Genomic DNA, 24479 nt, shown 5'->3' with positions numbered 1-24479 from the left:
CCAGAGAGAGTGGCCTTTGAGCACGCTGATCGTCTTATTGCCGCCGCGTGATCCGGCGGTGCCGTCGCAGGAATGGCAACTGCCGGACTTGCCGTTCGTGCTGCTCGACAAGTCGGGACGCACCCAGCGCGCCGGCCGCTCGGCGCTCGCGCTGTTGCCGCGCGCCTCGACCACGGTGCTGATGGTCGCCGCGCGCGACCTGCTGATGATGCCCGCCGCGCTGCCGCCGCTGCGCGGGCCGAAGCTGCGCCAGGCGCTGCCGAATATCGTCGAGGATCAACTGATCCAGGACCCGCAAACCTGCCATATCGCCGTCGATCCGCAGCCGGCGCCGGGCGGGCGGCAGGTGCTCGCGATCATCGACCGCGGCTGGTTCCGCTTCATCTGCGAAGGATTCGCGGCGGCCGGTCACCGCAGCCTGCGCGCCGTGCCGGTCACGCGCTGCCTGCCTCAAGCGTCGCGGTCGGCGGCGCCCGTCGAAGTCGCCGAAACCGTGAGCGCGCGCGAACCGGCGCTGGCGGCCGCGGGCGTGTCGTCGGTGCGGGAGGCCGCGTCGGCGGATAGCGCGCCGACGGTCTCGTCCGATGCGGCGTCTGACGTCGCGCCGATGGTCGCCGCCGTGCTCGGCGCCGTGGTGCAGACCGCGCCCGCGATGCTGCTCGAAGGCGCCATCGAAAGCGGCATCCCGCGCGTCGAACTGGCGATTGCGCGCGGCGCACAGGGCGAAGGCCTGGCGGTGCCCGCGAACGGAGTGAACGCGACGCTCGGCGCGCTCGCCGGCGCGGCGCCGGTTTCGCTGTATATGCTGACCGAAGTCCCCGGCAACGAACCGAGCCTGGCCGCGAGCAGTCCGGCGCGGCTCGCGGCGCATGTGCACGGTGCAAGTCCGCTGCCTTTCGAGCAGCTCGCGCGGCGCGCGCTGACTTGCCGCTTCGACCTCTGCCAGTTCGAATTCGCGTCGCAGCCATGGCGGCTCGACCGAGCGACGCTGCGCCGCTTGCGACTGCCGGTGCTGCTGGCGCTCGGCGCGCTGGTGGTGGCGGTCATCGGTGCGAATGTGCAGTGGCTGATGCTGTCGCGCCAGCGCGAGGCGATCAACACGCAGATGACCGAACTGCTGCTGAATGCGTTCCCCAAGACCACGGTCGTGCTGGATGCGCCGGATCAGATGGCGCGTCAATTGCAGCAGTTGCGCGTGGCCGCGGGCGAGCTTTCGCCGGATGACTTCCTGTCGCTCGCCGATGGTCTCGCGCGATCGCTGCCGCCCGTGCCGGTGAACGGTATTGCCGGGCTCGATTATCACGACCGGCGGCTCGACGTGACCTTCAAGCCCGAAGTCAAGCTCGATCCCGATTTCGCCAAACGCCTCGCGCGCAACGGACTCACGGGCGCGATCGACAGCAATACCGGCAAGTGGACCATCAGGAACGGACAATGAAAGCTGAACTCGCTCAAACCTGGGCAGGCTTCTGGGACCAGCGGACCGACCGCGAAAAGGCGTTGCTGACGTGGGGCGGCGCGGCGCTTGCGGTGGTGATCGCGTGGTCGGTGCTGTGGGCGCCGGCGCAGGAAGGGCGCGCGCGTCTGCAAGTTTCGCTGCCCACCTTGCAGCGGCAACTCGCGCAAATGACCGCGCAGGCCAACGAGGCTCGTCAACTGTCGGGCGCGGCTCAGGGTGTCGCGCCGACCGGCGGCGCGCTGAAGGATGCGCTTTCCGCGTCGCTCAGCGACCATGGGCTCGCGGCCACGCAGGTTCAGGTGATCGGCAACGCGGTGCAGGTGCAGATGAAGAATGCTTCGTTTCCCGCGTGGACAGCCTGGGTCGACGACGTGCGCCGTCAGTTCAAGGTGCAGGTCGCGGAGGCGCACGTGACCGCGCTCAAGGACGATGGCCAGGTGGATCTCACCGCGTCCTTGCAGCCGTCCACGGTGAAATGACCGCGCCTTCACGGGATTTCGCATGACTTACTGGATGCGGCGCGTGCGCGCCGCGCTGCCCTGGTTCTTCGTCGCGCTGTTTTCCTGCGCGGCCGTGATGCTCGCGATGTTGCCCGCCGCGTGGATCACGCCGCAATTTGCGCGGCAAAGCGGCGGCCACGTGAATCTCGTCGATCCGGCCGGATCGCTGTGGCACGGCTCCGCCACGCTGATGCTCGCGGCCGGCTCCGACATGAGCGCCGCGACCCTGTTGCCGGGACGGATCGAATGGCACACGGCGTTCTGGCCGCTCTTCACGGGCCGTGTGCGCATGATCATGCGGCATAGCGAGGCAATGCCGGACCCGATCACCATCGACGCGACGCCGCGCAGCGCCAACGTCACGCCCGGCACGATTGCCGTGCCGGCTTCGCTGCTGAGCGGGCTCGGCGCGCCTTTCAACACGCTCGATCTGCAAGGTGAAGTGCGGCTGTCGTGGTCCGACTGGCGCAGTTTCAATCGCGAAGCATTCGGTCAGTTGACGCTGGCGCTGAACGACGTCAGTTCGCGCGTTTCGCTGGTGAAGCCGCTCGGCTCGTATCGGCTCGTGTTTCAGGCCGAGGGCGTGTCGTCCACGCTGGATTTGCGGACCGTCAAGGGCCCGCTGAAGCTAAGCGGCCACGGCGTGGTCTCGACGGCATCGACGTCGTTTCGTGGCACGGCCAGTGCCGCGCCCGAGGCGCATGACAATCTCGCGGGGCTGTTGAATCTGCTGGGACGGCCAAGCGGACCCGACACGGTGACGTTGTCGTTCGCGCATTGAGTCTGGTGACAAAAAAAGAGGCATGACCGGGTTGGTGTCCGGTCATGCCTTTATTGTTTCTGACGGTGATGAGCGTGTTGGCGAGTTGTCTGGCGCGTGGTTGCCTTGTTGCTTAGTTGCTCTGCGCCTGTTTCTGGGCTTGGGCTTGGGCTTGGGCTTGGGCCTGCGCGGGTGTCTGCGCCTGCAACGGCGCGTTCGCGGCGCTCCGGGCAACCGGCGCCGCCGATGACGCCGCCAACGGCGCGGGCGCGGCCACGTCGCCAGTTTCGCGGTTCATCTGCTCGACGTCCCAGCCGCCGCCCAGCGCCTTCACGAGTCCGACCGACGACACCATCCGCTGCCCCGCGATATTTTGCAGCTTCTGCTCAGCCGTGAAGGCCGTGGTCTGCGCCGTCAGCACGTTCACGTAGCCGACCGTGCCTGCCTTGTACTCGTTCGTCACGATGGCGAGCGCCTGACGCGCCGACTCCACCGCCTGCTGCTGCACCACGATTTCCTGTTCGAGGATGCGCTGCGACGCGAGGTTGTCTTCGACGTCCTGGAACGCGGCGAGCACCGTTTGACGGTAGGTCGCGACATCCTGGTCGTAGGCGGCGCGCGCGGCTTCGGTTTTCGCGCGGCGCAGCCCGGCGTCGAACAAAGTTGCCGCCAGTTGCGGGCCGAGCGTCCAGAAGCGCGACGGCGCGGTGAGCAGTTGCGAGAGTACCGAGCTTTCGAAGCCGCCTGTCGCCGACAAGGTCAGCGACGGAAAGAACGCGGCAATCGCCACGCCGATCTGCTCATTCGCCGCCGCGGCCTTGCGTTCCGCCGATGCGATATCCGGCCGCCGCTCCAGCAGCGCCGATGGCATTTGCGCGGGCACGGCGGGCGGCGTTGCGGCGAGCGGCATCGGCGGAATGGCGAAGGTCGATGCGGGTTCGCCCACGAGCACGGCGATGGCGTGCTCGTCCTGAGCGCGTTGAACACCGTTTTCGATCGCGGAGGCCTGCGCCGATTGCAACTGCGTTTGCGCCTGGATCACGTCCGAGCGCGCGGCGACGCCTGCGGCGTACTGGTTCTGCGTGAGTTGCAGCGAGCGCTGATAGGCGGCGACGGTTTCGTCGAGCAGCTTCTGGCTGGAATCGAGCGCGCGCAGCGAGAAATAGGTTTGCGCAAGCGTGGCTTGCGCGGACAGCCGTGCATTGGCGAGATCGGCGGCGGCGCTTTGCTGGCCGGCTTTCTGCGCGTTCACCGAGCGCCCGACCGAGCCCCACAGATCGGGCTCCCAGCTCGCATCGAGCTGAAGATTGAAACTGTTGCTGACGCCCGAACGCGTCGTGCCGCTAGTCGACACTTTGCTCGACGACGAACCGTTGCCCGAGCGCGTTGCGCCCGCCGACAAGCCGACCGTCGGGAAATACGCGGCCCGCGCTTCGCCCACCAGCGCGCGCGCTTGCCGATAGGCGGCGGCATATTGGGCGATGGTCTGATTCGCGGCGTTCAGCTTGTCTTCGAGCGCATTCAGCTGAGGGTCCTGATAGATGGTCCACCATGCGCCGCGGTCCTGCCGATCGGCCGGCTGCGCGACTTTCCAGCCGGGCGCGGCTTCCTTGTAAGAGGCGGGAATCTCGGCGGCGGGGCGCTGGTAGTCGGGGCCGACCGCGCAAGCGGCGACGAGCCCCGCGACGCACAGCGCAACCGGGAGGGTCATGGCGCGCGGCGCAAAGCGCCCCACGGACGAGATTCGATCAGACTGCATGCATTGGTTCCTTCTGGACGCCGCAAAGCCGCCTGTGACGGCGCCGCCAGCCGATAGGGTTTGCTGGAATGTTAGCGTATGAGCCCGCGTGTCGCGAGAAACTGAAAGGGTAATGCGGGGAGCGATGAAGGTGTGTTACTGACGGTGTCGCGAAGGTTACGCGCTGTTACCGGCGGCCGGGCGGCCCGGTGCCCCGGCAAAGCGGCCAACTCAGGCCCGCGACTCACCGCGCGATTCCGTCGATGTCGTCTTGCGTGCCAGCTTGCCGGCCGCCGCGCGGCACGGCGCGCCGCCGCGAGACTGACAGGCCCCGGCAGCGCCGCGCGCAATGGCTGTCGCTGCGTTGTCCGCCAAAGCGGGCGCCGCCGCGATTTCCCTGGAAGCCGCCTTCTCGCTCTTGCGCCCGCGCCGATGTTCCACCCACGCCAATACCGCCACACCCACCGACCCGCCCGGCAACACGAACAGCACCGCAAACAGCGCGAGTTTCCACCAGCGATGCGGGCCCTGGAAGCTGTGCAGAGCGGAATCGGTCAGGGAGCGGCTCAAGCCGCCAAGGGTATTTTTCAGGTACGGCATGGGAGGGACATCCTTGGGTCACGACGCCATGGCGGCGGACGAAAAAAGCGGTCAGAACATAGTCTCGGGTGGCGCAGATCGCGTAACTCGTTGCTTAACATAATATTGACTATGCAAGTAAATTTCAAGATACTGTGCGCGGAGCGCGACCCTGCTGTTGTTTTTCGGCGGTCCGCACGACCAGAATCGGCAATTGATCTGTCTGCCCAGGCAGCTAGATAAGCAGCTAAAATTCGCTTGCTTGCGATGTCCCCGGATACGAGATGACTGACGGCCTCTACAACGCGCATGAGATTCGGCTCGATACGAGTCTCGGCTATTACCTGTCGAAGGCGCGCAATGTGCTCGTCGAGCGCACGGACCGCGCGGTCAAGCCACTTGGCCTGACCGCGCAGCAAATCGGCGTGGTTCTGATGCTGGCCGCGGGGCACGCGAACACGCCGTTCGAGCTGTCGCGGGTGATGTCTTACGACAGCGGTTCCATGACGCGTCTGCTGGATCGCCTTGAAAAGAAAGGCTTTGTGCTGCGTTCGCGCAGCGACGCCGACCGCCGGATGGTGAAGCTGGAGTTGACGCCGCAAGGCCACGACGCGGCGCGTCAGTTGCCGGGCATCGGCGCCGCCGTGCTGAACGAGCAGTTGCGCGGCTTCTCTGCCGCCGACCTCGCGACGCTGATCGGTTTGCTCGGCCGCTTCATCGCCAACGGTATCGATGCCGGGTCCAACGCCGGCTGCGGTCTCGGCGCTCACGGCGAATCATCGGACGAAACGCACGAAGACTGATCGCCGGAAAACGGCGAGCTATACCGAAAAGCAACCCGAGGGAGCGCCTTTCGAGGTGCGATTGTCCGTAAATATCTGTCTGGGCAGAGTGTGATGGAGCATGGATATGCGCCATCCATGGGACGCAATAAACCTGGCACGACAATCTTTACGCGCTGAGGAGAAAACATATGGATGCTACGGCTTCCCACGACGAACCAGCCGCTCAACCCGTCGCGCCGCAGGCCGCCGAACCGGCGCCGCTCAAAGGCGGCGCGCTCGCCTTGCTTACCGTCGGCCTTGCGCTCGGCACCTTCATGGAAGTGCTCGACACGTCGATTGCGAACGTCGCCGTGCCGACCATCTCCGGCAGTCTCGGCGTCGCGACCAGCCAGGGCACGTGGGTGATCTCTTCGTATTCGGTGGCATCGGCCATTGCTGTGCCGCTCACCGGCTGGCTCGCGCGGCGCGTCGGCGAAGTCCGGCTCTTTACGCTGTCCGTGCTGCTTTTTACGCTGGCCTCGGCGCTGTGCGGCTTCGCGCACAACTTCGAGTCGCTGATCCTGTTCCGTCTCCTGCAGGGGCTGGTGTCCGGGCCGATGGTGCCGCTCTCTCAGACCATTCTCATGCGCTCGTACCCGCCTGAGAAACGCGGCCTCGCGCTCGGTTTATGGGCGATGACCGTCATTTGCGCGCCGATCTTCGGGCCCGTGATGGGCGGCTACATCACCGACAACTACACGTGGCCGTGGATTTTCTACATCAATGTGCCAATCGGGCTGTTCTCGGCAATCTGCGCGTTCCTGCTGCTGCGCGGACGCGAAACCAAAACGACGCAGCAGCGTATCGACGCCGTCGGTCTCACGCTGCTCGTGATCGGCGTGGCCTGCTTGCAGATGGTGCTCGACCTCGGCAAGGACCGCGACTGGTTCAACTCGACGTTCATCGTGACGCTCGCGGTGATCGCGGTTGTCTCGATTGCATTCATGCTGGTGTGGGAGATGACCGAGAAAGAGCCGGTTGTAGATCTTTCGCTGTTCAAGGACCGAAATTTCGCGCTCGGTGTGCTGATTATCTCGTTTGGCTTTATGGCTTTCTTCGGTTCGGTGGTGATTTTTCCGTTGTGGCTACAAACCGTGATGGGCTACACCGCCGGCCTCGCCGGTCTGGCGACCGCGCCGGTCGGCTTGCTCGCGCTTTTCCTCTCGCCATTGATCGGCAAGAACATGCACCGGCTGAACCTGCGCGTGGTGGCGAGTTTCGCGTTCATCGTGTTCGCGTTCGTGTCGTTCTGGAACTCGACCTTCACGCTCGACGTGCCGTTCAATCACGTGATCTGGCCGCGTCTCGTGCAAGGCATCGGCGTGGCCTGCTTCTTCGTGCCGATGACCACCATCACGCTATCGAGCGTGCCCGACGAGCGGCTGGCAAGCGCCTCGGGTCTGTCGAATTTCTTCCGGACCTTGTCGGGCGCGATTGGAACGGCGATCAGCACGACGTATTGGGAGAACGACACGATCCGCCATCACGCGATGCTGGCCGACAACGTCAACGTATACGCCGCGAACACGAACGCCTACACCAATCTGCTTTCCGGCGTGGGCCTTTCCGGCGACGGCATTACCGCGCAACTCAACCAGGTGGTGACTTCGCAGGCTTATATGCTCGCCACCAACGACTTCTTCCGCATTTCGTGCGCGGCGTTTCTCGTGCTCGCCGTGCTGGTGTGGATCACGAAACCGCGCAAAGGCGTCGGACCGTCGATGGGACATTGAGCGGCGCGCAACGCCCCATTCACTGGCTCGCTGCTTCACTCATTTGACGCGGGCATCGACTGTCCTTGTTGCGCGTCGGGATGCATGGCGGTTGGTGCACCGGTTTTCTGTGCGCCGGCCGCCGCGCCCCGCACAAATTCCTTGAAGCTCGCACCTGCTTCCCACGGATTCGGCTTGCAGCCCAGCGACGCGTCGCAGTGTGCGGCGAAGCCGATCGTCGCCGTGCCGTCGGGGTTCCACGTGCGCGTGATCTGATAGGCCAGCGCGCGCTTGCCGCCATCCGGCCCGGCGGTCTGGATCAGCTCGTCGTTCGCGGATTCGATTTTGTATGTCGAGTTGTTCGTCACCCAAGTTTGCGCGCGTTGCCACCAGAGGTCGCATTCGGCTTTGCTCGAACACGTCAGCGGTGTGGTGGCGATCTGCATGACGTCGGGATCGACCTGCCCTCGCGTGGAACATGCCGCTGCGGTAACGCATAGTACGGCCAACAGACTTTTCTTCATCACGTCGAGCCTCCCTCTTGCGAGCGTGTCGTATCAGTTTGGACCATGACGTGCCGAGGGTGTTTCATCTGCATCGGCTAAACGTGGAGCCCACGCACAATTTGCCGATGCGGCCGATGCCCGCTGCATGGCGGCGTAGCCGTTACCTGCGCAGCGGCGCGCAACAAAAAGCGGCCACATGGGCCGCTTTCCTTTCTGCGAACGCGTGAGCCGTTGCGCCTACACGCTAAAACGGTTCAACGTGTACGCACGGTAAGCGGCGACGAAGGCATCGAATGAGCCGATTTCCTCGCGTTCGAGCTTCGCCTGTTCGTCGAGCGATTGCGCGGCGAGATCCGCAAACTGCCGCGCCTCGTCCGCCGGAAGCGGATGCGCGCGGAAATACGCGGCGTGCGCCTCGCTTTGCTCCAGACCGAATTGCAGGAAGCTTTGCTGCTTGTCGCGCAGCACTTGCAGCACGCGTGAGGACGGCGTCAACGAGACATCGGCCAGCTTCGCGCGCTGAACCGCCGCCGATCGCGCGTGCGCGTCGCCACCGTGCAATGCGTCGAGCGCGGCCGCCGCGGCTTCGATCTTGACGAACAGCTCGTCGGCCCATTCGGTCATGGCGAGCGCGTGGCCGTCGCGTGTCAGTTCGAGACCGGGCTTGCGCCCTTCGGTCGTCACGCGCGCGAAGTTCTGGTTGGCTTCGGCATAAGCGGGCGGCGGCAGCGGCGCGCTGTCGTCGAGCGCGCAGACCAGCAAATACGCGTCGAGAAAGCGCGACGTCTCAAGCGAAATGCCCATGGGCTCGAACGGGTCGATGTCCATGCAACGCACTTCGACGTATTGCACGCCGCGCGCGGCGAGCGCATGCAGCGGACGCTCACCGGGATACGTGACGCGCTTCGGGCGGATCGTCGAGTAAAACTCGTTTTCGATCTGCAGCACATTCGTGTTGATCTGCACCCACTCGCCGTCGCGCTGCGTGCCGATCGCCTCATATGCGGGATACGGCTGACTGACGGCCTTCGCGAGTGCGTCGAGATAGCCGGGCAGCGTGTCGTAGTCCGCGTGCAGCGCGGCTTGTCCGGTCGTGTTCGAGTAGCCGAGATCGCTCATACGCAGACTCGTCGCGTAGGGACGGTACAACGTGTCGGCGTCGAAAGTCTCGAGCGTATGTTTGCGCCCGCGCAGGAAGCGGCGGTCGAGCGCCGGCGACGCGCCGAACAGGTACATCAGCAGCCAGTTGGTGCGGCGGAAGTTGCGGATCAGCGCGAGATAGCGGTCGGACTGGAAATCGACGGCGTTCGCCGCGGATTGCTGATCGGCATGCAGGAGCCGCCACACTTCTTCGTTCAGCGAATAGTTGTAGTGGATGCCCGCGATGCACTGCATGGTGCGGCCATAGCGCAGCGCAAGGCCGATCCGGTACACGTACTTGAGCTTGCCGATATTCGACGTGCCGTAGTTCGCGATCGGAATGCCTTCGTCCGTGTCGGGCAGCAGGCCGGGCATCGAGTTGTTCCACAGGATTTCGTCGCCGAGTTTCGTGTAGACAAAACGATGCAGCGTGTCGAGCTTGTCGAGCGTGACGGCGACGTCTTCTTCAGCCGGCGTGATCAGTTCGAGCAGCGCTTCGGAATAGTCGGTGGTGAGCGACGGATGCGTGAGCGCCGAACCGAGCGCGCGCGGATGCGGCGTCAAGGCGAGCTGGCCGTCGCGCGTCACGCGCAGGCTTTCCCTTTCGATGCCGCGCAGGCCGCGAATCAGCGCGTCGCGCTGCGGGCCCGAACTCAGCACGGACAGGCGGTGCAAGAACGCGTCGGTCGTGCGGGATGATGTGGTGTTTGGCATTGATGCGAGTCGGGCGTTGTCGGCCGGCATGCGCCTTCGCCGCTCGCGGGCGAGCATGGCGCTGACGACAACGTTCGGCAAATTTTTCAGTAGCGGGCACTTTAACATCTCGCCACGGGGCCTGCTTGAGGCCGCTTCGGCGGGCTGTGCCGGCCCGCTTGCCCGTCTGTTTCGACGACGAAAACGCGGTTGTGACCAGAAGATTCCGGCGGGATTTTTCGTGGATTCTGAAGTGCGCGCGAACTCAACCGCCGCGCGCCGCGCCCGCCCGATCCGCCACCTCATTCCACAGATGCATCGCGGCGTAAGCGCGCCAAGGCCGCCACGCGTCGGTTCGCGTGCGTTGCTGCGCGGGCCGCGCGAGCGACGGATCGCGCGCGCAGATCGACTGCATCAGCACGAGATCCCACGCAGGCCACGCGTCGGCATCGCGCCACGCGCGCATCGCGACATATTCGACAGTCCACGGGCCGATGCCGGGCAAAGCGAGCAACGCGGCGCGCAGGCTCGTGGCGTCGGCGGCGGCGCTGTCGAGCGGCACGTCGCCCGTCGCGACAGCCCGCGCAAAACCCTGCAACGCCGCCACGCGCTTGCCCGGCATGCCGATCTGCGCGAGATCGATGCTCGCGAGCGCCTCCGGCGTCGGAAAACGCCACGCCGTGTTCTCATGCGGATGCCCGTCGATCCGCTCGCCCCCGCGCTGCACGAGGCGCCCGATGATCGTGGTCGCGGCCTTCACGCTGACCTGCTGGCCGACGATCGCGCGCACCACCAGTTCGAAGCCCGACCACGCGCCGGGTACGCGCAAGCCTGGCGCGGCGTCGATCAGCGGCGCGAGCCACGGGTCACAGGCGAGATCGGCGCCGATCTTCTTCGGATCGGCGTGCAGATCGAACATTTTTGCAATCGGCGCGGCGAGCGCGTCGGCGTGACGGCTCACCGGGCCTTCTATGCTCGCGACAAGACACCGCTTGCGTGGATGCTGGCGCACGCTGAGCGTGCCGCTGTCGCCCGTCCATTCGATCGCGCGACGATACGCGCCCTCTTCCACGGTCTCGACGCCTGGTGTCGCGCGTCCGCTGAAAAAGCGCAGCAGACGCGGCCAGTCGAATGGCGGTTTATAAGGCAATTCCAGGGTTGCGACGTCGTCAAGCGTGCTCACGCGGCGTGGTCCAGTTTGGTGGCCGCAGGCGTGCGGCCGGGTTCATCGGATGAAATGGCGCGGGCGTGTTGCGCCTCGTTATCGAGCAGCGCGGCCTTGCGCGGCAAACCCCAGCGATATCCGGCCAGCGCCCCGCCTTTTTGCACGACGCGATGGCACGGAATGGCCAGCGCGACCGGATTCGTCGCGCAGGCGCTCGCCACCGCGCGCACGGCACGCGGCGCGCCGACCGCTTCGGCGATGTCCGTGTAGCTGCGCGTCTCGCCGTACGGAATGCGCCGCAGCGCGTCCCACACGCGTTGCCGGAAGGCCGTCGCGGCGATGTCGAGCGGCAGATCGAAGTCCTGGCGCGTGCCACGCAGATACGCGTCGATCTGCGCGATGAACGGCGCGAGCCGCTGCGGATCTTCGAGCAGATCCGCATTGGCGAATTCACCGCGCAGTTCGTCGACGAGATACGCGGCGTCGTCGCCGAAACCGAGCTTGCAGATGCCTTTGTCCGTGGTGGCCACGAGCACAAAGCCGAGCGACGTCGGCGCGCTCGCGTAGCGCACCGTGAGCCCTGCGCCCTTGCGGCGATACGCGGACGGCGCCATGCCCAATTCCGCCGATGCGCTGTCGTACATCCGCGAAGGCGAATTGAAGCCGGCGTCGAGCGTGGCGCGCGTGACGTCCGCGCCGCGCTTGAGCGCGTCGCGCAAGGCGGCACCGCGCTGCGCGGCCTGGTACTGACGCGGTGACACGCCCACCACGCGCTTGAACAGGCGCTGAAGATGGAATGGGCTGACATGCACGGCGTCGCTGAGTTGCGCGAGCGTGAGACGCTGTTGCGGATCGGCGTCGAGCGCGGCGCAAGCACGGTTCACGATGTCGAGTTCGCGCGGCAAGCCGCCCGGCTGACAGCGCTTGCAATCGCGGAAGCCCGCGGCACGCGCGGCGTCGGCGCTGGTGAAAAAAGCCACGTTCTCGCGACGCGGCTGCCGCGAAGCACACGACGGGCGGCAGAACACACCTGTCGTCTTCACGCCGTAGAAAAATTCGCCGTCGGCCTGCGGATCGCGGCGCGTGACAGCTTCCCAGCGCTCGTCGTCGGAATGCCAAGCGGCGGATTCACCGAGCGTGCCGATTTCCGTGGAGTGGAGGTTGCGGTTCATGATGATGGTCCCGGATAGAAGCTGTCGATGCTCCCTAATTTAAGCCGCATGCGTACACAGTACGCTCCGGTTCTTGCTGTGTCATTGCGGGTCTCCGCAGGTCAGCGGCCCGCTGGACGCCCCGCCCACTGCCCGTTTTGCCTCACGATGCGACAATTTCGCACGATATCGGGTTTTCCCTTAAAAAGTTATTGCGTCGCACCAGACGGGTGTGTATATTAGTACTTGTCTCCTCCATGTCTCCTCCTGATATGGATTCAGCCCGCTCCACATAGAGCGGGCTTTTTTTCGTCTGTACATTCTGCATCCGACCCCTGTTGCTCCTCATCGGACGATTTCGTCGCGCTCCCAAGCTCCGCTTTCTTCTATCTTCTAAACTGGCTGTTCAACCGTTTCGCAAGCCGGACACTTGGAGCCGTTCCATATGAAGATTCATATCCGCGAGATCGATCACGTGGTGATTCGGGCGTCGAACGTCGAAACCATGGCGCGCTTTTATTGCGATGTGCTTGGTTGCAGTTTGGAGAAAGAGCAGCGCGAACTGGGTCTCACGCAATTGCGTGCGGGGCGCTCGCTGATCGACCTGTTGCAGGTCGGCGCGAAGCTCGATCACGCCGAAAACGGCGTGCCCGGCGCGGGACGGAACATGGATCACGTGTGTCTGCGCGTCGAACCTTTCGACGCCGAGGGGCTCAAGGCGCATCTCACGGAACACGGCGCGCGGCTCGGCGAGCAGGCGCTGCGCTATGGCGCGGACGGCTATGGGCCGTCGCTGTATCTGTTCGACCCGGAAGGCAATATGGTCGAACTCAAAGGGCCGCCGGAAGCGGCGCGCGTGACGTCGATCTGAACGTCGTTGCGCGGGCGGCGAACTTCAGGCGCCCGCAGGCTCCTTGAGCACCGTCCACTCGATTTTCACGGCATCGGCGTCGGCGCTGCCGAGCCAGGCTTCGCCGTCCTGCACGGTGCATTGCAGCCGCATCGTGCGTTCGGCGAGCGAGCCGAGGTCCGCCGCGACGCTCTCGCCGAGCGACCACACCGTCACATTGCGCATGCGCTCGACCTTATTACGCACGCCCTGCCACCAGATGTCCGAAGCGCGGCCACCGTAGGCGATCACGATCACGTCGTTCGAGCGCCCGCTTGCCTTCGCGATGCGCCGCTCGTCGGGCTGCCCGACTTCGATCCACGTTTCGATCGCGCCGGTCAGATCCTTTTGCCAGAGGTCCGGCTCGTCGACATCCGACAAACCTTTGCAGAATTCGAGCCGTTCCTGCGCGAACAGCGCGAAGGCGGCGACGCGGACCATCATCCGTTCGTCGGTTTCCGACGGATGACGCGCGATGGTGAGCGAATGATCGGCGTAATAGTGCCGGTCCATGTTGGCAATCTGCAGTTCTGCCTTGTAAATCGTCGATTTGAGAGCCATGCCGTTGTTAAACCAGACGCTCGCCCCTGCGGAGCGAACGGAAAATGAGTCGTCGACAGCGCGCTGCCGTCTACCGTGTTTGTTGTACATTTTGCGTCCCTCCCGCGCCGTTTACCGGCCATCTCATAGACGGGAAGAAGCATTTATCGAGCCATGATCGGCTCCGAAGGCGCGCCGTAGACCTCGCCCGCCGCCTCTCGTAGCGCGTCGAGCACCACCGAGGCCGCCGGAGAAAGCAGATGCGACTGGCGCGTGATGATACCGAATGTATCCATTCTGCACGGTAAATCGATCGGCATACGCTTTAACACACCGTACTGTTGGTACTGCCGCGCCACTTCGTCGGGTAAAACCGCCAACATGTCGCTCTGAAGCAGCAGGCTCGAAATGGCCAGAAAATTGTTGGTATTGACCACGTTTTGCGGCGGATTCAAGCCGATTTGCGAAAACATCAGATCGAAACGATGCCGCAAAACGCTGCCCGGCGGATGCAAAACCCAGCTTGCGTTGACGATCCCGCGAAGCGTCAAACCTGTCTCATTTTCGAGAGGATGTCCAGGACGCGCGACCACGCAGAGCGGCTCGTCGGCGAGCGGTTCATAACGCACGTCTTCCTTGAACTGGTTCTGCCGTTCGAGCACGCGGCCGATCATGATGTCGAGTTCGCCCTCGGCGAGCCGCGGCAGCATCACATCGGAGGTTTCGACTTCGGCCCAGATCTGCAGCTGCGGATAGCGCTCCTTCACGTTGGCGACCGCGCGCGGCACCATCGTCGCGGCCGCCGCCGCAATCACGCCGATGCGCACCTGCCCCGCGAGGCCGGCGCGCAGCGCCGAGATTTCGTCGTGCGCGTGGCTCAGATTGGACAGCACCATGCGCGCGTGACGGATCATCACTTCGCCGTAGAGCGTCGCATGCATGCCGTGCGGCGTGCGGTCGAAGAGGCTCACGCCCAGCATGTCCTCCAGCTCCTTCAACAGACGCGAAGCCGCCGGCTGCGTCATGCCGAGCACGTCGGCGGCGCGCCGCACGTTGCCCTCTTCCTCCATGGCCGCGAGCAGCAGCAACTGCCGCGTCTTGAGCCGCGCCCGCACGAACCAGTTCGAGTAGCTACGCGTCATGGCTTCTGTCTCCCCGCTTGTTGCGCCGAATGGCTTCAATCATGCCATACCGGAATTGTTATCGGGATAGCCGAAAAAGGGATTGGAAAGTTATTGGGCCGGCTCATACCATTCGTGGACTTTCAGCCTCTCATGTCGCCCTTCGTCGATGAACCGAGATCCGCTCATCCCGCTCGTTGCGAGTCCGCTGCGCCATTACATCAATGGCGGCTGGCAGACGGGCGCGACCACGGGCGTCTCGCTGAATCCGTCGGATCTGGACGACCCCGTCGGCGAATATGTTCGCGCCGACGTCCGGCAAACCGATAGCGCGATCGAAGCGGCGAACGCCGCCTTTGACGAGTGGTCGGCGAGTTCCGCGCAGCGCCGCGCGGACGCGCTCGACGCGATCGGCAGCGAAATACTCGCGCGCCGCTACGAGCTTGGCCGTCTGCTCGCGCGGGAGGTCGGCAAGACCTTGCACGAAGCGCTGGCCGAAGCCACGCGCGCCGGCCAGACTTTCAAACTGCTCGCCGCCGACGCCCAGCGCGCATATGCCGAGCCGGTCGCGTCGGCGCGCGCGGGCGTCGAAATCGACATGACACGCGAGCCGCTCGGTGTGGTCGGCATCATCACGCCGTGGAGCGCGCCGCTCGCCATCGCCGCGGCCAGAATCGGGGCGGCGCTGGCGCACGGCAACTGCGTCGTGTTCAAGCCGGCTGAATCGACTCCGGCTTGCGCCGCGGCGCTGGCATCCATCGTGAGCCGCGCGGGTTTGCCCGCAGGCGTTTTCAATCTGATGATGGGCAGCGGCCGGCAGGTCGGCGCGCGCATCGTCGCGCATCCGCTTGTCGCGGCCATCAGCTTCAGCGGCTCGGCGGAAACGGGCACGCGCGTGTTGCAGGCCGCCGCGGCCCGCCAGGCGCGCGTGCAACTGGAGATGGGCGGCAAGAATCCGTTCGTAGTGCTGGCGGATGCCGATCTGGACAGCGCCGTCGATGCCGCCTTGACCGGCGCCTACGGCTCGACCGGACAACGCAGCACGGCGGCGGCGCGGCTCGTGGTCGAACGCGCAGTGTTCGAGCCGTTCGTCGACGCGTTGCAGGCGAGACTCGCCAAGCTCACCGTCGATCACGCGCTGAAGCACGGCACGGACATGGGCCCGGTCGCCAACGCCGCGCAGCTCGAACGCAATCTCGACTACGTGCGCATCGGCGAGCAGGAAGGCGCGCAATTGCTCCACGGCGGACGACGGCTCGAACGCGCGACGCGCGGCTACTTCTTCGAGCCGGCGCTGTTCATGGGCGAATCCGAGCATCGCATTGCGCGCGAAGAAATCTTCGGTCCGCTCGCGGTCGTGCTGCGCGCCGACGACTACGACCACGCGCTGCATCTCGCGAACGACTCCGCGTACGGGTTGTGCGCGGGCATCTGCACACGCTCGCTCGCCCGCGCGCGGCACTTCCGCCGCCACGTGCATAGCGGCCTCGTCACGATCAATCTGCCGACCACGGCAGTCGAGCACCACGCGCCGGGCGGCGGGCGCAAGTCCTCCGCGTATGGCTCGGCCGACGCCGCTTTCTGGACCGCCGTGAAAACGGCTTACGTCGCGAGCTGATGGTGACGACACCTCTTCACGCGGCCGCCTGTTCGACAGCCAACCTGTTCTTACGACCCGGGTAGCGCCGCCGTATCGCCATGCTGCACATAAACGAAATCAATGCAGCTTTTTCAACCTCAGGAGACAGACATGACCAACAAGCTTCGCCGATTGACGCTCACCGCGATGGCCGCCGCCGCGCTCGCCGCGCCGTTCGCCATGCAACTTTCCGCGCACGCGGATCAGCCGCTCAAAGTCGGCTTTCTCGTGAAGATGCCGGAGCAGGCGTGGTTCATCAACGAACAGAAAGCCGCGACCGCGCTCGGTCAGAAGGACGGCTTTTCGGTGGTGAATATCGGCACGCCGGACGGCGAAAAAGTGCTGTCCGCCATCGACAACCTCGGCGCGCAAGGCGCGAAGGGCTTCGTGATCTGCGCGCCCGACGTGCGTCTCGGACCGGCGATTCAGGCGCGCGCGAAGCGCTACAACATGAAGTTCGTCACCGTCGACGATCAACTGGTCGACTCCAGCGGCAAGCCGCTGCCTAACGTGCCGCATCTGGGCATGTCCGCGTTCAAGATCGGCAATCAGGTCGGCACGGCGATCTCCGAGGAAATGAAACGGCGCGGCTGGAAGCCGGAAGAAGTCGGCGCGCTGCGCATTACGAACTACGAATTGCCGACGGCCAAGCTGCGCACCGATGGCGCGACGCAAACGCTGCTCGCCGGCGGCTTCAAGAAGGAAAACATTTTCGACGCCCCGCAAAAGACGACCGATGACGAAGGCGGCTTCAACGCATCGTCGCCGGTGCTGGCGCAGCATCCGAATATCAAGAAGTGGGTGATCTTCGCGCTCAACGAAGAAAGCGTGCTGGGCGGGGTGCGCGCCACCGAGCAGTTGCACATTCCGGCAGCGGATGTGATCGGCGTCGGCATCAACGGTGCGGGCGAGGCGTTTGCCGAGTTTCAGAAAAAAGAGCCGACGGGCTTCTACGGCACGATCGCCGTCAGCTCGACGATGCACGGCCGCGACAGCACGGAAAACCTCGTCGAATGGATCAAGGAAGGCAAGCAGCCGCCCGCCGACACGCAAACCACCGGCAAGCTGATGGTGCGCAGCAACTGGCAGGACGTGCGTAAAGAACTTGGCATTTAAGCGCGCTCGAGCTTGTACGCGGCGGCCCGCGCCGATCGAAGCGCGGCCCGCCCAGCTTGTCCACCCTTGAGGCTCTTTTGATGACGTCTTCACACACTGCGTCTTCTTCGCGCGCAATCGGCGAGGCGGGCGGCCGGGTGCAAGCGCCCTCGCCTGCGCTTGTTTCCAGCGAGTCTTCCCGCGCGTCGTATCTGCAACTCGACGGCATCACCGTGCGCTTTCCCGGCGTGCTCGCGCTCGACCAGGTGTCGCTCGAAGTGCGGCGCGGCGAAGTGCACGGCCTGATGGGCGAAAACGGCGCGGGCAAGTCCACGCTGCTCAAGGTGCTGTCCGGCGTGAATCAGCCGGCGGCGGGCACCTTGTCGCTCGATGGCGTCGAGCAGCAGTTCGCCACGACCAAGGCGGCGATTGCAGCGGGCGTGGCGATCATCTATCAGGAATTGCATCTGGTGCCGGAACTGACGGTCGCGGAAAACCTGATGCTCGGCGCGCTGCCGAATCGTTTCGGCGTGCTCGACGAAAAGGCCTTGGTCGCGCGCGCGGTGCGCGAACTCGAACGGCTCGGCGAAAAGATCGACCCGTCGCAACAGGTGAAGAATCTGTCGATCGGTCAGCGGCAGATGATCGAGATCGGCAAGGCGCTGATGCGCGACGCGCGCGTGATTGCTTTCGACGAACCGACCAGTTCGCTGTCGTCGCGCGAAACCACGCAACTGTTCCGGATCATTCGCGCGTTGAGAGCCGAGGGCCGCGCGATTATCTACGTGACGCATCGCATGGATGAAGTCTATGAACTGTGCGATCGCGTGACCGTGTTTCGCGACGGCCGCCGCATCGACACATTCGATGCCGGCGCGGGTCTCGATCGCGATCGGCTGATCAGCTGCATGGTGGGCCGCTCGATCGCCGACGTGTACGGCTATCGCACGCGCGAACTCGGCGAGGTGCAACTCGACATCAAGGAACTGATGGGTCTCGGGCTGCGCGAGCCGGCCTCGTTCACGGCGCGCAAAGGCGAGATAGTCGGCTTTTTCGGGCTCGTCGGCGCGGGGCGCTCGGAGTTGATGAAGCTGATCTACGGCGCGGTGAAACCCACCGCCGGCGAGATCGCGCTCAAAGGCAAGCCGGTGCGCTTCGCCACGCCGCGCGACGCCGTGCGCGCGGGCGTCGCGCTCTGTCCGGAAGATCGCAAGCAGGAAGGCATCGTGTCGATCGCTTCGGTTTCGGACAATCTGAACATCAGTTGCCGCCGGCATTTCAGCCGCTTCAACGTGCTCAACCGACGCAAGGAAGCGCAAACCGCCAAAGAGTTCATCGGCAAGCTCTCGATCAAGACGCGCAATGGCGAGACGCCGATCGGCACGCTCTCGGGCGGCAATCAGCAGAAGGTGATTCTGTCGCGCTGGCTCGCGGAAGACATCGACGTGTTTCTGATGGACGAGCCCACGCGCGGCATCGACGTCGGCGCGCGCAGCGAAATTTACGGGCTGCTGTATGGGCTCGCCGAGGCGGGACGCACGGTGATCGTCGTGTCGAGCGATCTCGCCGAAGTGATCGGCGTGACGGATCGCGTGATCGTGATGAAGGAAGGCCGCCTCGTGGGCGACCTGCCGAAAGCGCAGGCCACGCCGGATGCGCTCATCAAGCTCGCGCTGCCCCGCTGACGCCGCACGCCAACCGAACCGACCTGACGCCGAACCGCCCCGACCATACGAAGGCCACTGAATCGCGCCGTCGAATCGAAGAACGGCATTGAAACGGAACACACATCATGCATACACCTTCAACCGACTCCTCCACGCCAGCCGTCGCCTCCGCGGGTTTGAGCGCGCGCGCCGCGCGCACCTGGGATCTGATCAACAAGTCCGGCATCGTGATGGTGTTCATCATCCTGTTCGCCGCGCTGTCGTTCACCGTGCCCGACTTTCTCAGCTCGCGAAACATTCAGGGCCTGCTGCTTTCCGTCACGCTGATCGGGTCGATCTCCGTCACGATGATGTTCGTGCTCGCACTCGGCGAAGTGGATCTTTCGGTGGCGTCGATTGTGGCGTTCGCGGGCGTCGTGGCCTCCACGCTGATCACCGCGACTCATAGCGTGCTGCTCGGCGTCGCCGCCGGCGTGCTCGCGGGCGGCGCGGTCGGACTGGTGAACGGCGTGCTGGTCGCGCGCTACAAGATCAACTCGCTGATCGTCACGCTCGCGATGATGGAAGTCGTGCGCGGCCTTGCGTACATCACGTCGAACGGCGATGCGGTGATGATCTCGGAAGAGCGCTTCTTCGATCTCGGCGGCGGCTCGTTCCTCGGCATTTCGTATCCGATCTGGAGCAACATCGTCGGCTTCGTGCTGTTCGGTTTTCTGCTGAAGAAAACGGTGTTCGGCAAGAACGTGCTGGCCGTCGGCGGCAATAGCGAGGCCGCCTTGCTGGCCGGTTTGCCGGTCACGCGCATCAAGATCACGGTGTTCGTGCTGCAAGGTCTCGTGACCGGTTTTGCAGGCGTGATGCTTGCGTCGCGGATGAGTTTGGGCGATCCGAAAACGTCGGTCGGTCTCGAACTCGGCGTGATTTCCGCGTGCGTGCTCGGCGGCGTGTCGTTGACGGGCGGCGTCGCGACGATTTCCGGCGTGCTGGTGGGCGTCCTGATCATGGGTTCCGTGCAGGACGCGATGAGCCTGATGAACGTGCCGACCTTTTATCAATACCTGATTCGCGGCGGGATTCTGCTGCTCGCGGTGCTGTTCGACCAGTTCCGCCGCAGCAAGCGCGTGCACTGAACCCGCCGATCGCGCGCTCTTACATGTTTGCCAACAGGAGATTTCATGGCTGATTCCAACCAGACTAAAAAGCCGCTACGCAGCCAGGCGTGGTTCGGCCTCAAGGACCGCGACGGTTTTCTGCACCGCTCGTGGATGAAAAACCAGGGCATTCCGCACGACGAATTCGACGGACGTCCCGTGATCGGCATCTGCAATACGTGGTCGGAACTCACGCCGTGCAACGCGCACTTCCGCGAACTCGCCGAATACGTGAAAAAAGGCGTGCATGAGGCCGGCGGCCTGCCGCTCGAATTTCCGGTGATGTCGCTCGGCGAAACCAATTTGCGGCCCACGGCCATGCTGTTTCGCAACCTCGCTTCGATGGACGTCGAGGAATCGATTCGCGGCAATCCGATGGACGGCGTGATTCTGCTCGTCGGCTGCGATAAGACCACGCCCGCGCTGCTGATGGGCGCGGCGTCGTGCAATCTGCCGTCGCTCGCGGTGTCGGGCGGGCCGATGCTCAACGGCCGGTTCCGCGGCAAACACATCGGCTCGGGCACGGGCGTTTGGCAAATGTCCGAGGAAGTGCGCGCCGGTTCGATGACGCAGGAGGAATTCACCGAAGCCGAGTCGTGCATGAACCGCTCGCGCGGCCATTGCATGACGATGGGCACGGCGTCGACGATGGCCTCGATGGTCGAATCGCTCGGCATGGGCCTGCCGCACAACGCGGCGATTCCCGCCGTGGATGCGCGCCGACAGGTGCTCGCGCATCTGGCCGGACGGCGCATCGTCGACATGGTTCGCGAGGATCTGACGATGGACAAGATTCTCACGCGCCAGGCGTTCGAAAACGCGATCCGCACGAACGCGGCGATTGGCGGCTCGACCAATGCGGTCGTGCATCTGATCGCGCTCGCGAAGCGTATCGGCGTGGAGCTTTCGCTGGAAGACTGGGAGCTTGGCTCGGACGTGCCGTGTCTCGTGAACCTGCAGCCGTCGGGCGAATACCTGATGGAAGATTTTTACTACGCAGGCGGCTTGCCGGCGGTGCTGAAGCAACTCGGCGAGCAAGGTCTGCTGCATCGCGAGGCGCTGACCGTCAACGGTAAAACGATCTGGGACAACGTGCGCAACGCGCCGAATCACGACGAGAAAGTCATCACCACGTTCGCCGAGCCGTTCAAGCCGAAGGCGGGCATCGCGGTGCTCAAGGGCAATCTCGCGCCGAACGGCGCGGTGATCAAGCCGTCGGCGGCGACCGCGCAGTTGTTGAAGCATCGCGGACGCGCGGTCGTGTTCGAGAACATCGAGGAACTGCACGCGAAGATCGACGACGAGTCGCTCGACATCGACGAAAACTGCATCATGGTGCTCAAGGGCGCCGGGCCGAAGGGTTATCCGGGCTTCGCGGAAGTGGGCAATATGCCGCTGCCGAAAAAGGTGCTGCAAAAAGGCATCACGGACATGGTGCGCATTTCCGATGGACGCATGAGCGGCACGGCGTACGGCGCGGTGGTGCTGCACGTGTCGCCGGAAGCGGCCGCGGGCGGCCCGCTCGCGTTCGTGCAGACGGGCGACATGATCGAACTCGACGTCGAGGCGCGGCGCCTGCACCTCGACGTCACCGACGACGAACTCGCGCGACGGCGCGCCGCATGGCAGGCGCCCGAGTCGCCGAAGCGCGGCTACTACAAGCTTTACGTCGAACACGTGCTGCAAGCCGATCAGGGCGCGGATCTCGATTTCCTGGTCGGATCGAGCGGCGCGCCCGTGCCGCGCGATTCGCACTGAACGGCGAGCCGCCGCGCCGGCGGCTCGAACGGTTGTTCCCTGCGCTTTGCGAGAAGGCGTACTGCCGATGCGGATCGACATCACCGCATCGGCTTTTTTATTTGCGGGCCGCGCCAATGCGCTTTACGTCCGCCAATAAAAAAATCGGCGCGACATTCACAATGTCCAACCGACTTCTTTAATCGCAACTTCACCCTCTCCGGCGTTTAAAAGCCGGAGATTGCGCACTTAGCGTTTTACGATGTTATTGCTTGATGAACCGATCATTCGCCCAAAGGCCCTGCGTGTCGCTATTCGCCGCATTCACAAACTCGATGTCGTGGCCGACCACGCGCACCACGCGGAAGCTCGAATTTTCTGGCGTCGAAACGCATTGGTATCCGGAGAAGAATTCCTGCATTTTTTGCTGTTCACCCGCTTGCGCGTGCACGTCGGCGGCGTCGAGTTTGTCTTTCGACAGACAGCCATACGCGTTGGCCTTGAACTGAATGGTCTGCTGCGGTTTGATCAAGGCGTCTTGTGCCTGAACGCTTGCGGCAGCCAAACTTGCAATGGCGAAAACAAGGGCGATTCGAGTTTTCATTTTGATCCTCCGGTGCGGGCCAATTGCTCAGGTTAGCTATGTATTTAACTTCAACGTCTAACCCGCAACTTGCACTTTAGGAGAACGCGCAGGAACAACAAGCACAACTTGTGTGCGGTCGCAACAGCGGCGAATTGTCGCAGTGTGCGCCGCACCTGCCTAAACGTTAGGCAGCACGCGAAACATCTGGATTTCGAAGGGATCACTAAAAGACCGGCCGCACGCGGCTCATTAGCCCGTAACGGTTTGCGAGGCATATCCGCGTAAACGCCATACTCAATTTAAGCGATTTAATACAACGTATATCGAGCTTGGTGCATCGCACACAAAGTCATTTCGGCAGTTGAAACAAAGCCATGAAATAACGGTGCAGATGCAGAAGATAAAGAATGCCAGACAGCGCCTGTCGCGATGCGGCGGGGCGATTCACCCGATAGCCGCGAGCCGGGTACGTGCGGTGCTCTACAATTCAAATCAAGCTCGTGCGAACGGAGGCCATCGTGATGGAGAACCTGATATTGGGCGTGTTTCTCGTCCTTCCTCTGCTGATCGTCGCGTTCCTTTTCTCCGACGAATTGTGGCAGGAACACCGGCATCTGCACGACATGCATCCGCTGCACGCGAAGCCGCGGCGCATGGACTGGCGCCATCCGCTGCGCCGTTCGCGGCATCGGTTGTAACGCGCGGCTTGACTGCCTTCGCCGCGCCTCAGTCCGCTCGCCAATACGCGCGAATGCGTTTGGCGAGCGCCTCCAGCGTGTCCGCATCGGCGACGTCGCGGGCGTGCATGCGCAGCGGCTGGCCTTCCCAGCGCGGAATGACGTGAAAGTGCACGTGCGGTACCGTCTGCCCGGCAGCCGCGCCATTGAATTGACCGATGAACACGCCGTCCGGACGCAACGCCCCGCGCACTGCAACGGCGAGCTTCTGCGTCATGCGCATGCACGCAATGGTCGCCGCATCCGACAAATCGAAAATCTCCGCGACCGCTTCTTTCGGCACCACCAGCAAGTGGCCGTCGGCCTGCGGCATCAGATCCATGAAGGCGAGCGCCGCGTCGGTTTCCGCCACTTTGATGCAGGGTAATTCGCCGCGCAGAATCTTCGCGAAGGGATTGTTGTTGTCGTAGCTCATCGTGCTTTGCTCCTGATTGCAGGCTGGTCAGGGATGGAAAGGCCGCTTTGGCGGCTATTGTCCCGCAGATCTGTTACAGCGCGGCGTGCCTGAGCACGCGTCAGTGCCAGTCGGTCGCGACATCGTCCGGGTCGGTCAGCGTCAGTCCCGACGACGGCAACGGCAGCGCCGTCTTGTAGCGCACCTGCTTGAGCGCGAAGCTCGAACGGATATTGGAAATGCCCGGAATCTTTGTCAGATGATCGACGATGAAGCGCTCCAGCGTCTGCATGTCCGGCATCACGACGCGCAGCAGATAGTCGGCGTCGCCTGTCATCAGATAGCACTCCATCACCTCGGGTCGCTCCGAAATGGCCTGCTCGAAGCGCAGCAGCGCGTCTTCCACCTGTTTTTCCAGACTCACCTGAATGAACACGTTGATGCGCAACCCAAGCGGCTCCGGGTTCAGCAGCGTGACCTGCTGCTTGAAGAGACCGAGTTTTTCGAGCGCGCGCACGCGGTTGAAGCACGGCGTGGGCGACAGATTCACCGAGCGCGCCAGATCGGCGTTGGTGATGCGCGCGTTCTGCTGCAACTGGCTCAGAATGCCGATGTCGATGCGGTCGAGCCGTCTGGTCGGGGTGGTCATAGTCGAAATATTCCGTGGGCGAAGCAAAATCCGGAATAAATAGCCTA

At 64.1% G+C, this 24479-nt stretch carries 23 protein-coding genes; 12 read left to right on the top strand and 11 right to left on the bottom strand.

Features of this window, described 5'->3' with window-relative positions; genetic code table 11:
* Positions 1–16 precede the first annotated feature (16 nt).
* From gspL to VOM14_RS17515, 3 genes are read left to right on the top strand one after another with little or no spacing between them, the layout of a single operon-like run.
* The gene (gene gspL, locus VOM14_RS17525; RefSeq protein ID WP_327629995.1) at positions 17–1438 is read left to right on the top strand and encodes a type II secretion system protein GspL; all 1422 of its coding nucleotides are present in this window, start codon (positions 17–19) and stop codon (positions 1436–1438) included.
* Positions 1435–1938 (top strand): type II secretion system protein M, encoded by a 504-nt coding sequence (locus VOM14_RS17520; protein WP_327629994.1) that lies wholly within the window; start codon positions 1435–1437, stop codon positions 1936–1938. The genes gspL and VOM14_RS17520 overlap by 4 nt, the downstream gene beginning before the upstream one ends.
* A gap of 22 nt (positions 1939–1960) precedes the next feature.
* On the top strand, positions 1961–2740 hold the full coding sequence (locus tag VOM14_RS17515) for a type II secretion system protein N (protein ID WP_327629993.1): 780 nt from the start codon (positions 1961–1963) through the stop codon (positions 2738–2740).
* Positions 2741–2852: 112 nt separating this feature from the next.
* Here the strand turns inward: VOM14_RS17515 and VOM14_RS17510 are convergent, their stop codons facing one another.
* The gene (locus VOM14_RS17510; protein ID WP_327629992.1) at positions 2853–4478 is read right to left on the bottom strand and encodes an efflux transporter outer membrane subunit; all 1626 of its coding nucleotides are present in this window, start codon (positions 4476–4478) and stop codon (positions 2853–2855) included.
* 210 nt (positions 4479–4688) lie between these two features.
* Positions 4689–5057, bottom strand: a complete 369-nt coding sequence (locus VOM14_RS17505) for a hypothetical protein (RefSeq protein ID WP_327629991.1) — start codon at positions 5055–5057, stop codon at positions 4689–4691.
* A gap of 263 nt (positions 5058–5320) precedes the next feature.
* Here VOM14_RS17505 and VOM14_RS17500 point away from each other — a divergent pair, with 263 nt between their 5' ends.
* Positions 5321–5839: a MarR family winged helix-turn-helix transcriptional regulator gene (locus VOM14_RS17500; protein ID WP_327629990.1), complete on the top strand. Its 519-nt coding sequence runs from the start codon at positions 5321–5323 to the stop codon at positions 5837–5839.
* 170 nt (positions 5840–6009) lie between these two features.
* Positions 6010–7593, top strand: a complete 1584-nt coding sequence (locus VOM14_RS17495; protein ID WP_327629988.1) for a DHA2 family efflux MFS transporter permease subunit — start codon at positions 6010–6012, stop codon at positions 7591–7593.
* A 35-nt stretch (positions 7594–7628) separates the two neighbouring features.
* Here VOM14_RS17495 and VOM14_RS17490 read toward each other — a convergent pair whose 3' ends face one another.
* From VOM14_RS17490 to ada, 4 genes are all read right to left on the bottom strand, one after another.
* Positions 7629–8096, bottom strand: a complete 468-nt coding sequence (locus VOM14_RS17490; protein ID WP_327630299.1) for a hypothetical protein — start codon at positions 8094–8096, stop codon at positions 7629–7631.
* Between the two features lie 219 nt (positions 8097–8315).
* Entirely contained in the window at positions 8316–9932 is a 1617-nt protein-coding gene (gene gshA / locus VOM14_RS17485) for a glutamate--cysteine ligase (RefSeq protein WP_327629987.1), read from the bottom strand.
* Between the two features lie 244 nt (positions 9933–10176).
* Positions 10177–11094 (bottom strand): DNA-3-methyladenine glycosylase family protein, encoded by a 918-nt coding sequence (locus VOM14_RS17480; RefSeq protein ID WP_327629986.1) that lies wholly within the window; start codon positions 11092–11094, stop codon positions 10177–10179.
* Complete coding sequence (gene ada, locus VOM14_RS17475) at positions 11091–12248, bottom strand: bifunctional DNA-binding transcriptional regulator/O6-methylguanine-DNA methyltransferase Ada (protein ID WP_327629985.1); 1158 nt, start codon at positions 12246–12248, stop codon at positions 11091–11093. The genes VOM14_RS17480 and ada overlap by 4 nt, the downstream gene beginning before the upstream one ends.
* Positions 12249–12672: 424 nt before the next feature.
* Between ada and VOM14_RS17470 the strand changes: the two genes are divergently transcribed.
* Positions 12673–13098, top strand: coding sequence for a VOC family protein (locus VOM14_RS17470; protein WP_327629984.1), 426 nt, complete (start codon positions 12673–12675; stop codon positions 13096–13098).
* Between the two features lie 24 nt (positions 13099–13122).
* Here the strand turns inward: VOM14_RS17470 and VOM14_RS17465 are convergent, their stop codons facing one another.
* Complete coding sequence (locus VOM14_RS17465) at positions 13123–13677, bottom strand: YaeQ family protein (protein ID WP_327629983.1); 555 nt, start codon at positions 13675–13677, stop codon at positions 13123–13125.
* A gap of 143 nt (positions 13678–13820) precedes the next feature.
* Positions 13821–14798, bottom strand: a complete 978-nt coding sequence (locus VOM14_RS17460) for a LysR family transcriptional regulator (protein WP_327629982.1) — start codon at positions 14796–14798, stop codon at positions 13821–13823.
* A 148-nt stretch (positions 14799–14946) separates the two neighbouring features.
* Between VOM14_RS17460 and VOM14_RS17455 the strand changes: the two genes are divergently transcribed.
* From VOM14_RS17455 to VOM14_RS17435, 5 genes are all read left to right on the top strand, one after another.
* A complete protein-coding gene (locus VOM14_RS17455; protein ID WP_327629981.1) occupies positions 14947–16395 on the top strand; it encodes an aldehyde dehydrogenase family protein in 1449 nt (482 codons plus the stop codon).
* 132 nt (positions 16396–16527) lie between these two features.
* Positions 16528–17532, top strand: coding sequence for an arabinose ABC transporter substrate-binding protein (locus tag VOM14_RS17450; RefSeq protein WP_327629980.1), 1005 nt, complete (start codon positions 16528–16530; stop codon positions 17530–17532).
* Between the two features lie 80 nt (positions 17533–17612).
* Complete coding sequence (araG, locus tag VOM14_RS17445; protein WP_327629979.1) at positions 17613–19196, top strand: L-arabinose ABC transporter ATP-binding protein AraG; 1584 nt, start codon at positions 17613–17615, stop codon at positions 19194–19196.
* A 107-nt stretch (positions 19197–19303) separates the two neighbouring features.
* Complete coding sequence (araH, locus tag VOM14_RS17440; protein WP_327629978.1) at positions 19304–20308, top strand: L-arabinose ABC transporter permease AraH; 1005 nt, start codon at positions 19304–19306, stop codon at positions 20306–20308.
* A 45-nt stretch (positions 20309–20353) separates the two neighbouring features.
* Positions 20354–22087, top strand: a complete 1734-nt coding sequence (locus VOM14_RS17435) for an IlvD/Edd family dehydratase (protein WP_327629977.1) — start codon at positions 20354–20356, stop codon at positions 22085–22087.
* Positions 22088–22331: 244 nt separating this feature from the next.
* On the opposite strand, the gene sap1 is transcribed toward VOM14_RS17435, so the two are convergent.
* Complete coding sequence (gene sap1 / locus VOM14_RS17430) at positions 22332–22670, bottom strand: surface attachment protein Sap1 (RefSeq protein ID WP_327629976.1); 339 nt, start codon at positions 22668–22670, stop codon at positions 22332–22334.
* Between the two features lie 500 nt (positions 22671–23170).
* Here sap1 and VOM14_RS17425 point away from each other — a divergent pair, with 500 nt between their 5' ends.
* Positions 23171–23350 carry a hypothetical protein gene (locus tag VOM14_RS17425; RefSeq protein WP_327629975.1) on the top strand — a complete coding sequence of 60 codons (180 nt, stop codon included), beginning with the start codon at positions 23171–23173 and terminating at the stop codon, positions 23348–23350.
* A 28-nt stretch (positions 23351–23378) separates the two neighbouring features.
* Here VOM14_RS17425 and VOM14_RS17420 read toward each other — a convergent pair whose 3' ends face one another.
* Both VOM14_RS17420 and VOM14_RS17415 read right to left on the bottom strand, forming a co-directional pair.
* Positions 23379–23804, bottom strand: coding sequence for an HIT family protein (locus tag VOM14_RS17420; RefSeq protein WP_327629974.1), 426 nt, complete (start codon positions 23802–23804; stop codon positions 23379–23381).
* Between the two features lie 100 nt (positions 23805–23904).
* On the bottom strand, positions 23905–24432 hold the full coding sequence (locus tag VOM14_RS17415) for an Lrp/AsnC family transcriptional regulator (RefSeq protein WP_327629973.1): 528 nt from the start codon (positions 24430–24432) through the stop codon (positions 23905–23907).
* Positions 24433–24479: the final 47 nt, after the last annotated feature.

Source organism: Paraburkholderia sp. MPAMCS5 (assembly GCF_036016995.1).
GTDB lineage: Bacteria > Pseudomonadota > Gammaproteobacteria > Burkholderiales > Burkholderiaceae > Paraburkholderia.
This window is presented reverse-complemented; position numbering and strand designations above follow the sequence as displayed.

Coding starts and splice junctions, on each gene's coding strand:
- VOM14_RS17510 (WP_327629992.1), bottom strand. CDS start 4,478: ATGCAGTCTGATCGAATCTCGTCCGTGGGGCGCTTTGCGCCGCGCGCC.
- VOM14_RS17465 (WP_327629983.1), bottom strand. CDS start 13,677: ATGGCTCTCAAATCGACGATTTACAAGGCAGAACTGCAGATTGCCAAC.
- VOM14_RS17490 (WP_327630299.1), bottom strand. CDS start 8,096: ATGAAGAAAAGTCTGTTGGCCGTACTATGCGTTACCGCAGCGGCATGT.
- sap1 (WP_327629976.1), bottom strand. CDS start 22,670: ATGAAAACTCGAATCGCCCTTGTTTTCGCCATTGCAAGTTTGGCTGCC.
- VOM14_RS17415 (WP_327629973.1), bottom strand. CDS start 24,432: ATGACCACCCCGACCAGACGGCTCGACCGCATCGACATCGGCATTCTG.
- VOM14_RS17435 (WP_327629977.1), top strand. CDS start 20,354: ATGGCTGATTCCAACCAGACTAAAAAGCCGCTACGCAGCCAGGCGTGG.
- VOM14_RS17420 (WP_327629974.1), bottom strand. CDS start 23,804: ATGAGCTACGACAACAACAATCCCTTCGCGAAGATTCTGCGCGGCGAA.
- VOM14_RS17495 (WP_327629988.1), top strand. CDS start 6,010: ATGGATGCTACGGCTTCCCACGACGAACCAGCCGCTCAACCCGTCGCG.
- VOM14_RS17460 (WP_327629982.1), bottom strand. CDS start 14,798: ATGACGCGTAGCTACTCGAACTGGTTCGTGCGGGCGCGGCTCAAGACG.
- VOM14_RS17520 (WP_327629994.1), top strand. CDS start 1,435: ATGAAAGCTGAACTCGCTCAAACCTGGGCAGGCTTCTGGGACCAGCGG.
- gshA (WP_327629987.1), bottom strand. CDS start 9,932: ATGCCAAACACCACATCATCCCGCACGACCGACGCGTTCTTGCACCGC.
- VOM14_RS17455 (WP_327629981.1), top strand. CDS start 14,947: ATGAACCGAGATCCGCTCATCCCGCTCGTTGCGAGTCCGCTGCGCCAT.
- VOM14_RS17505 (WP_327629991.1), bottom strand. CDS start 5,057: ATGCCGTACCTGAAAAATACCCTTGGCGGCTTGAGCCGCTCCCTGACC.
- araG (WP_327629979.1), top strand. CDS start 17,613: ATGACGTCTTCACACACTGCGTCTTCTTCGCGCGCAATCGGCGAGGCG.
- ada (WP_327629985.1), bottom strand. CDS start 12,248: ATGAACCGCAACCTCCACTCCACGGAAATCGGCACGCTCGGTGAATCC.
- VOM14_RS17450 (WP_327629980.1), top strand. CDS start 16,528: ATGACCAACAAGCTTCGCCGATTGACGCTCACCGCGATGGCCGCCGCC.
- VOM14_RS17515 (WP_327629993.1), top strand. CDS start 1,961: ATGACTTACTGGATGCGGCGCGTGCGCGCCGCGCTGCCCTGGTTCTTC.
- VOM14_RS17500 (WP_327629990.1), top strand. CDS start 5,321: ATGACTGACGGCCTCTACAACGCGCATGAGATTCGGCTCGATACGAGT.
- araH (WP_327629978.1), top strand. CDS start 19,304: ATGCATACACCTTCAACCGACTCCTCCACGCCAGCCGTCGCCTCCGCG.
- VOM14_RS17470 (WP_327629984.1), top strand. CDS start 12,673: ATGAAGATTCATATCCGCGAGATCGATCACGTGGTGATTCGGGCGTCG.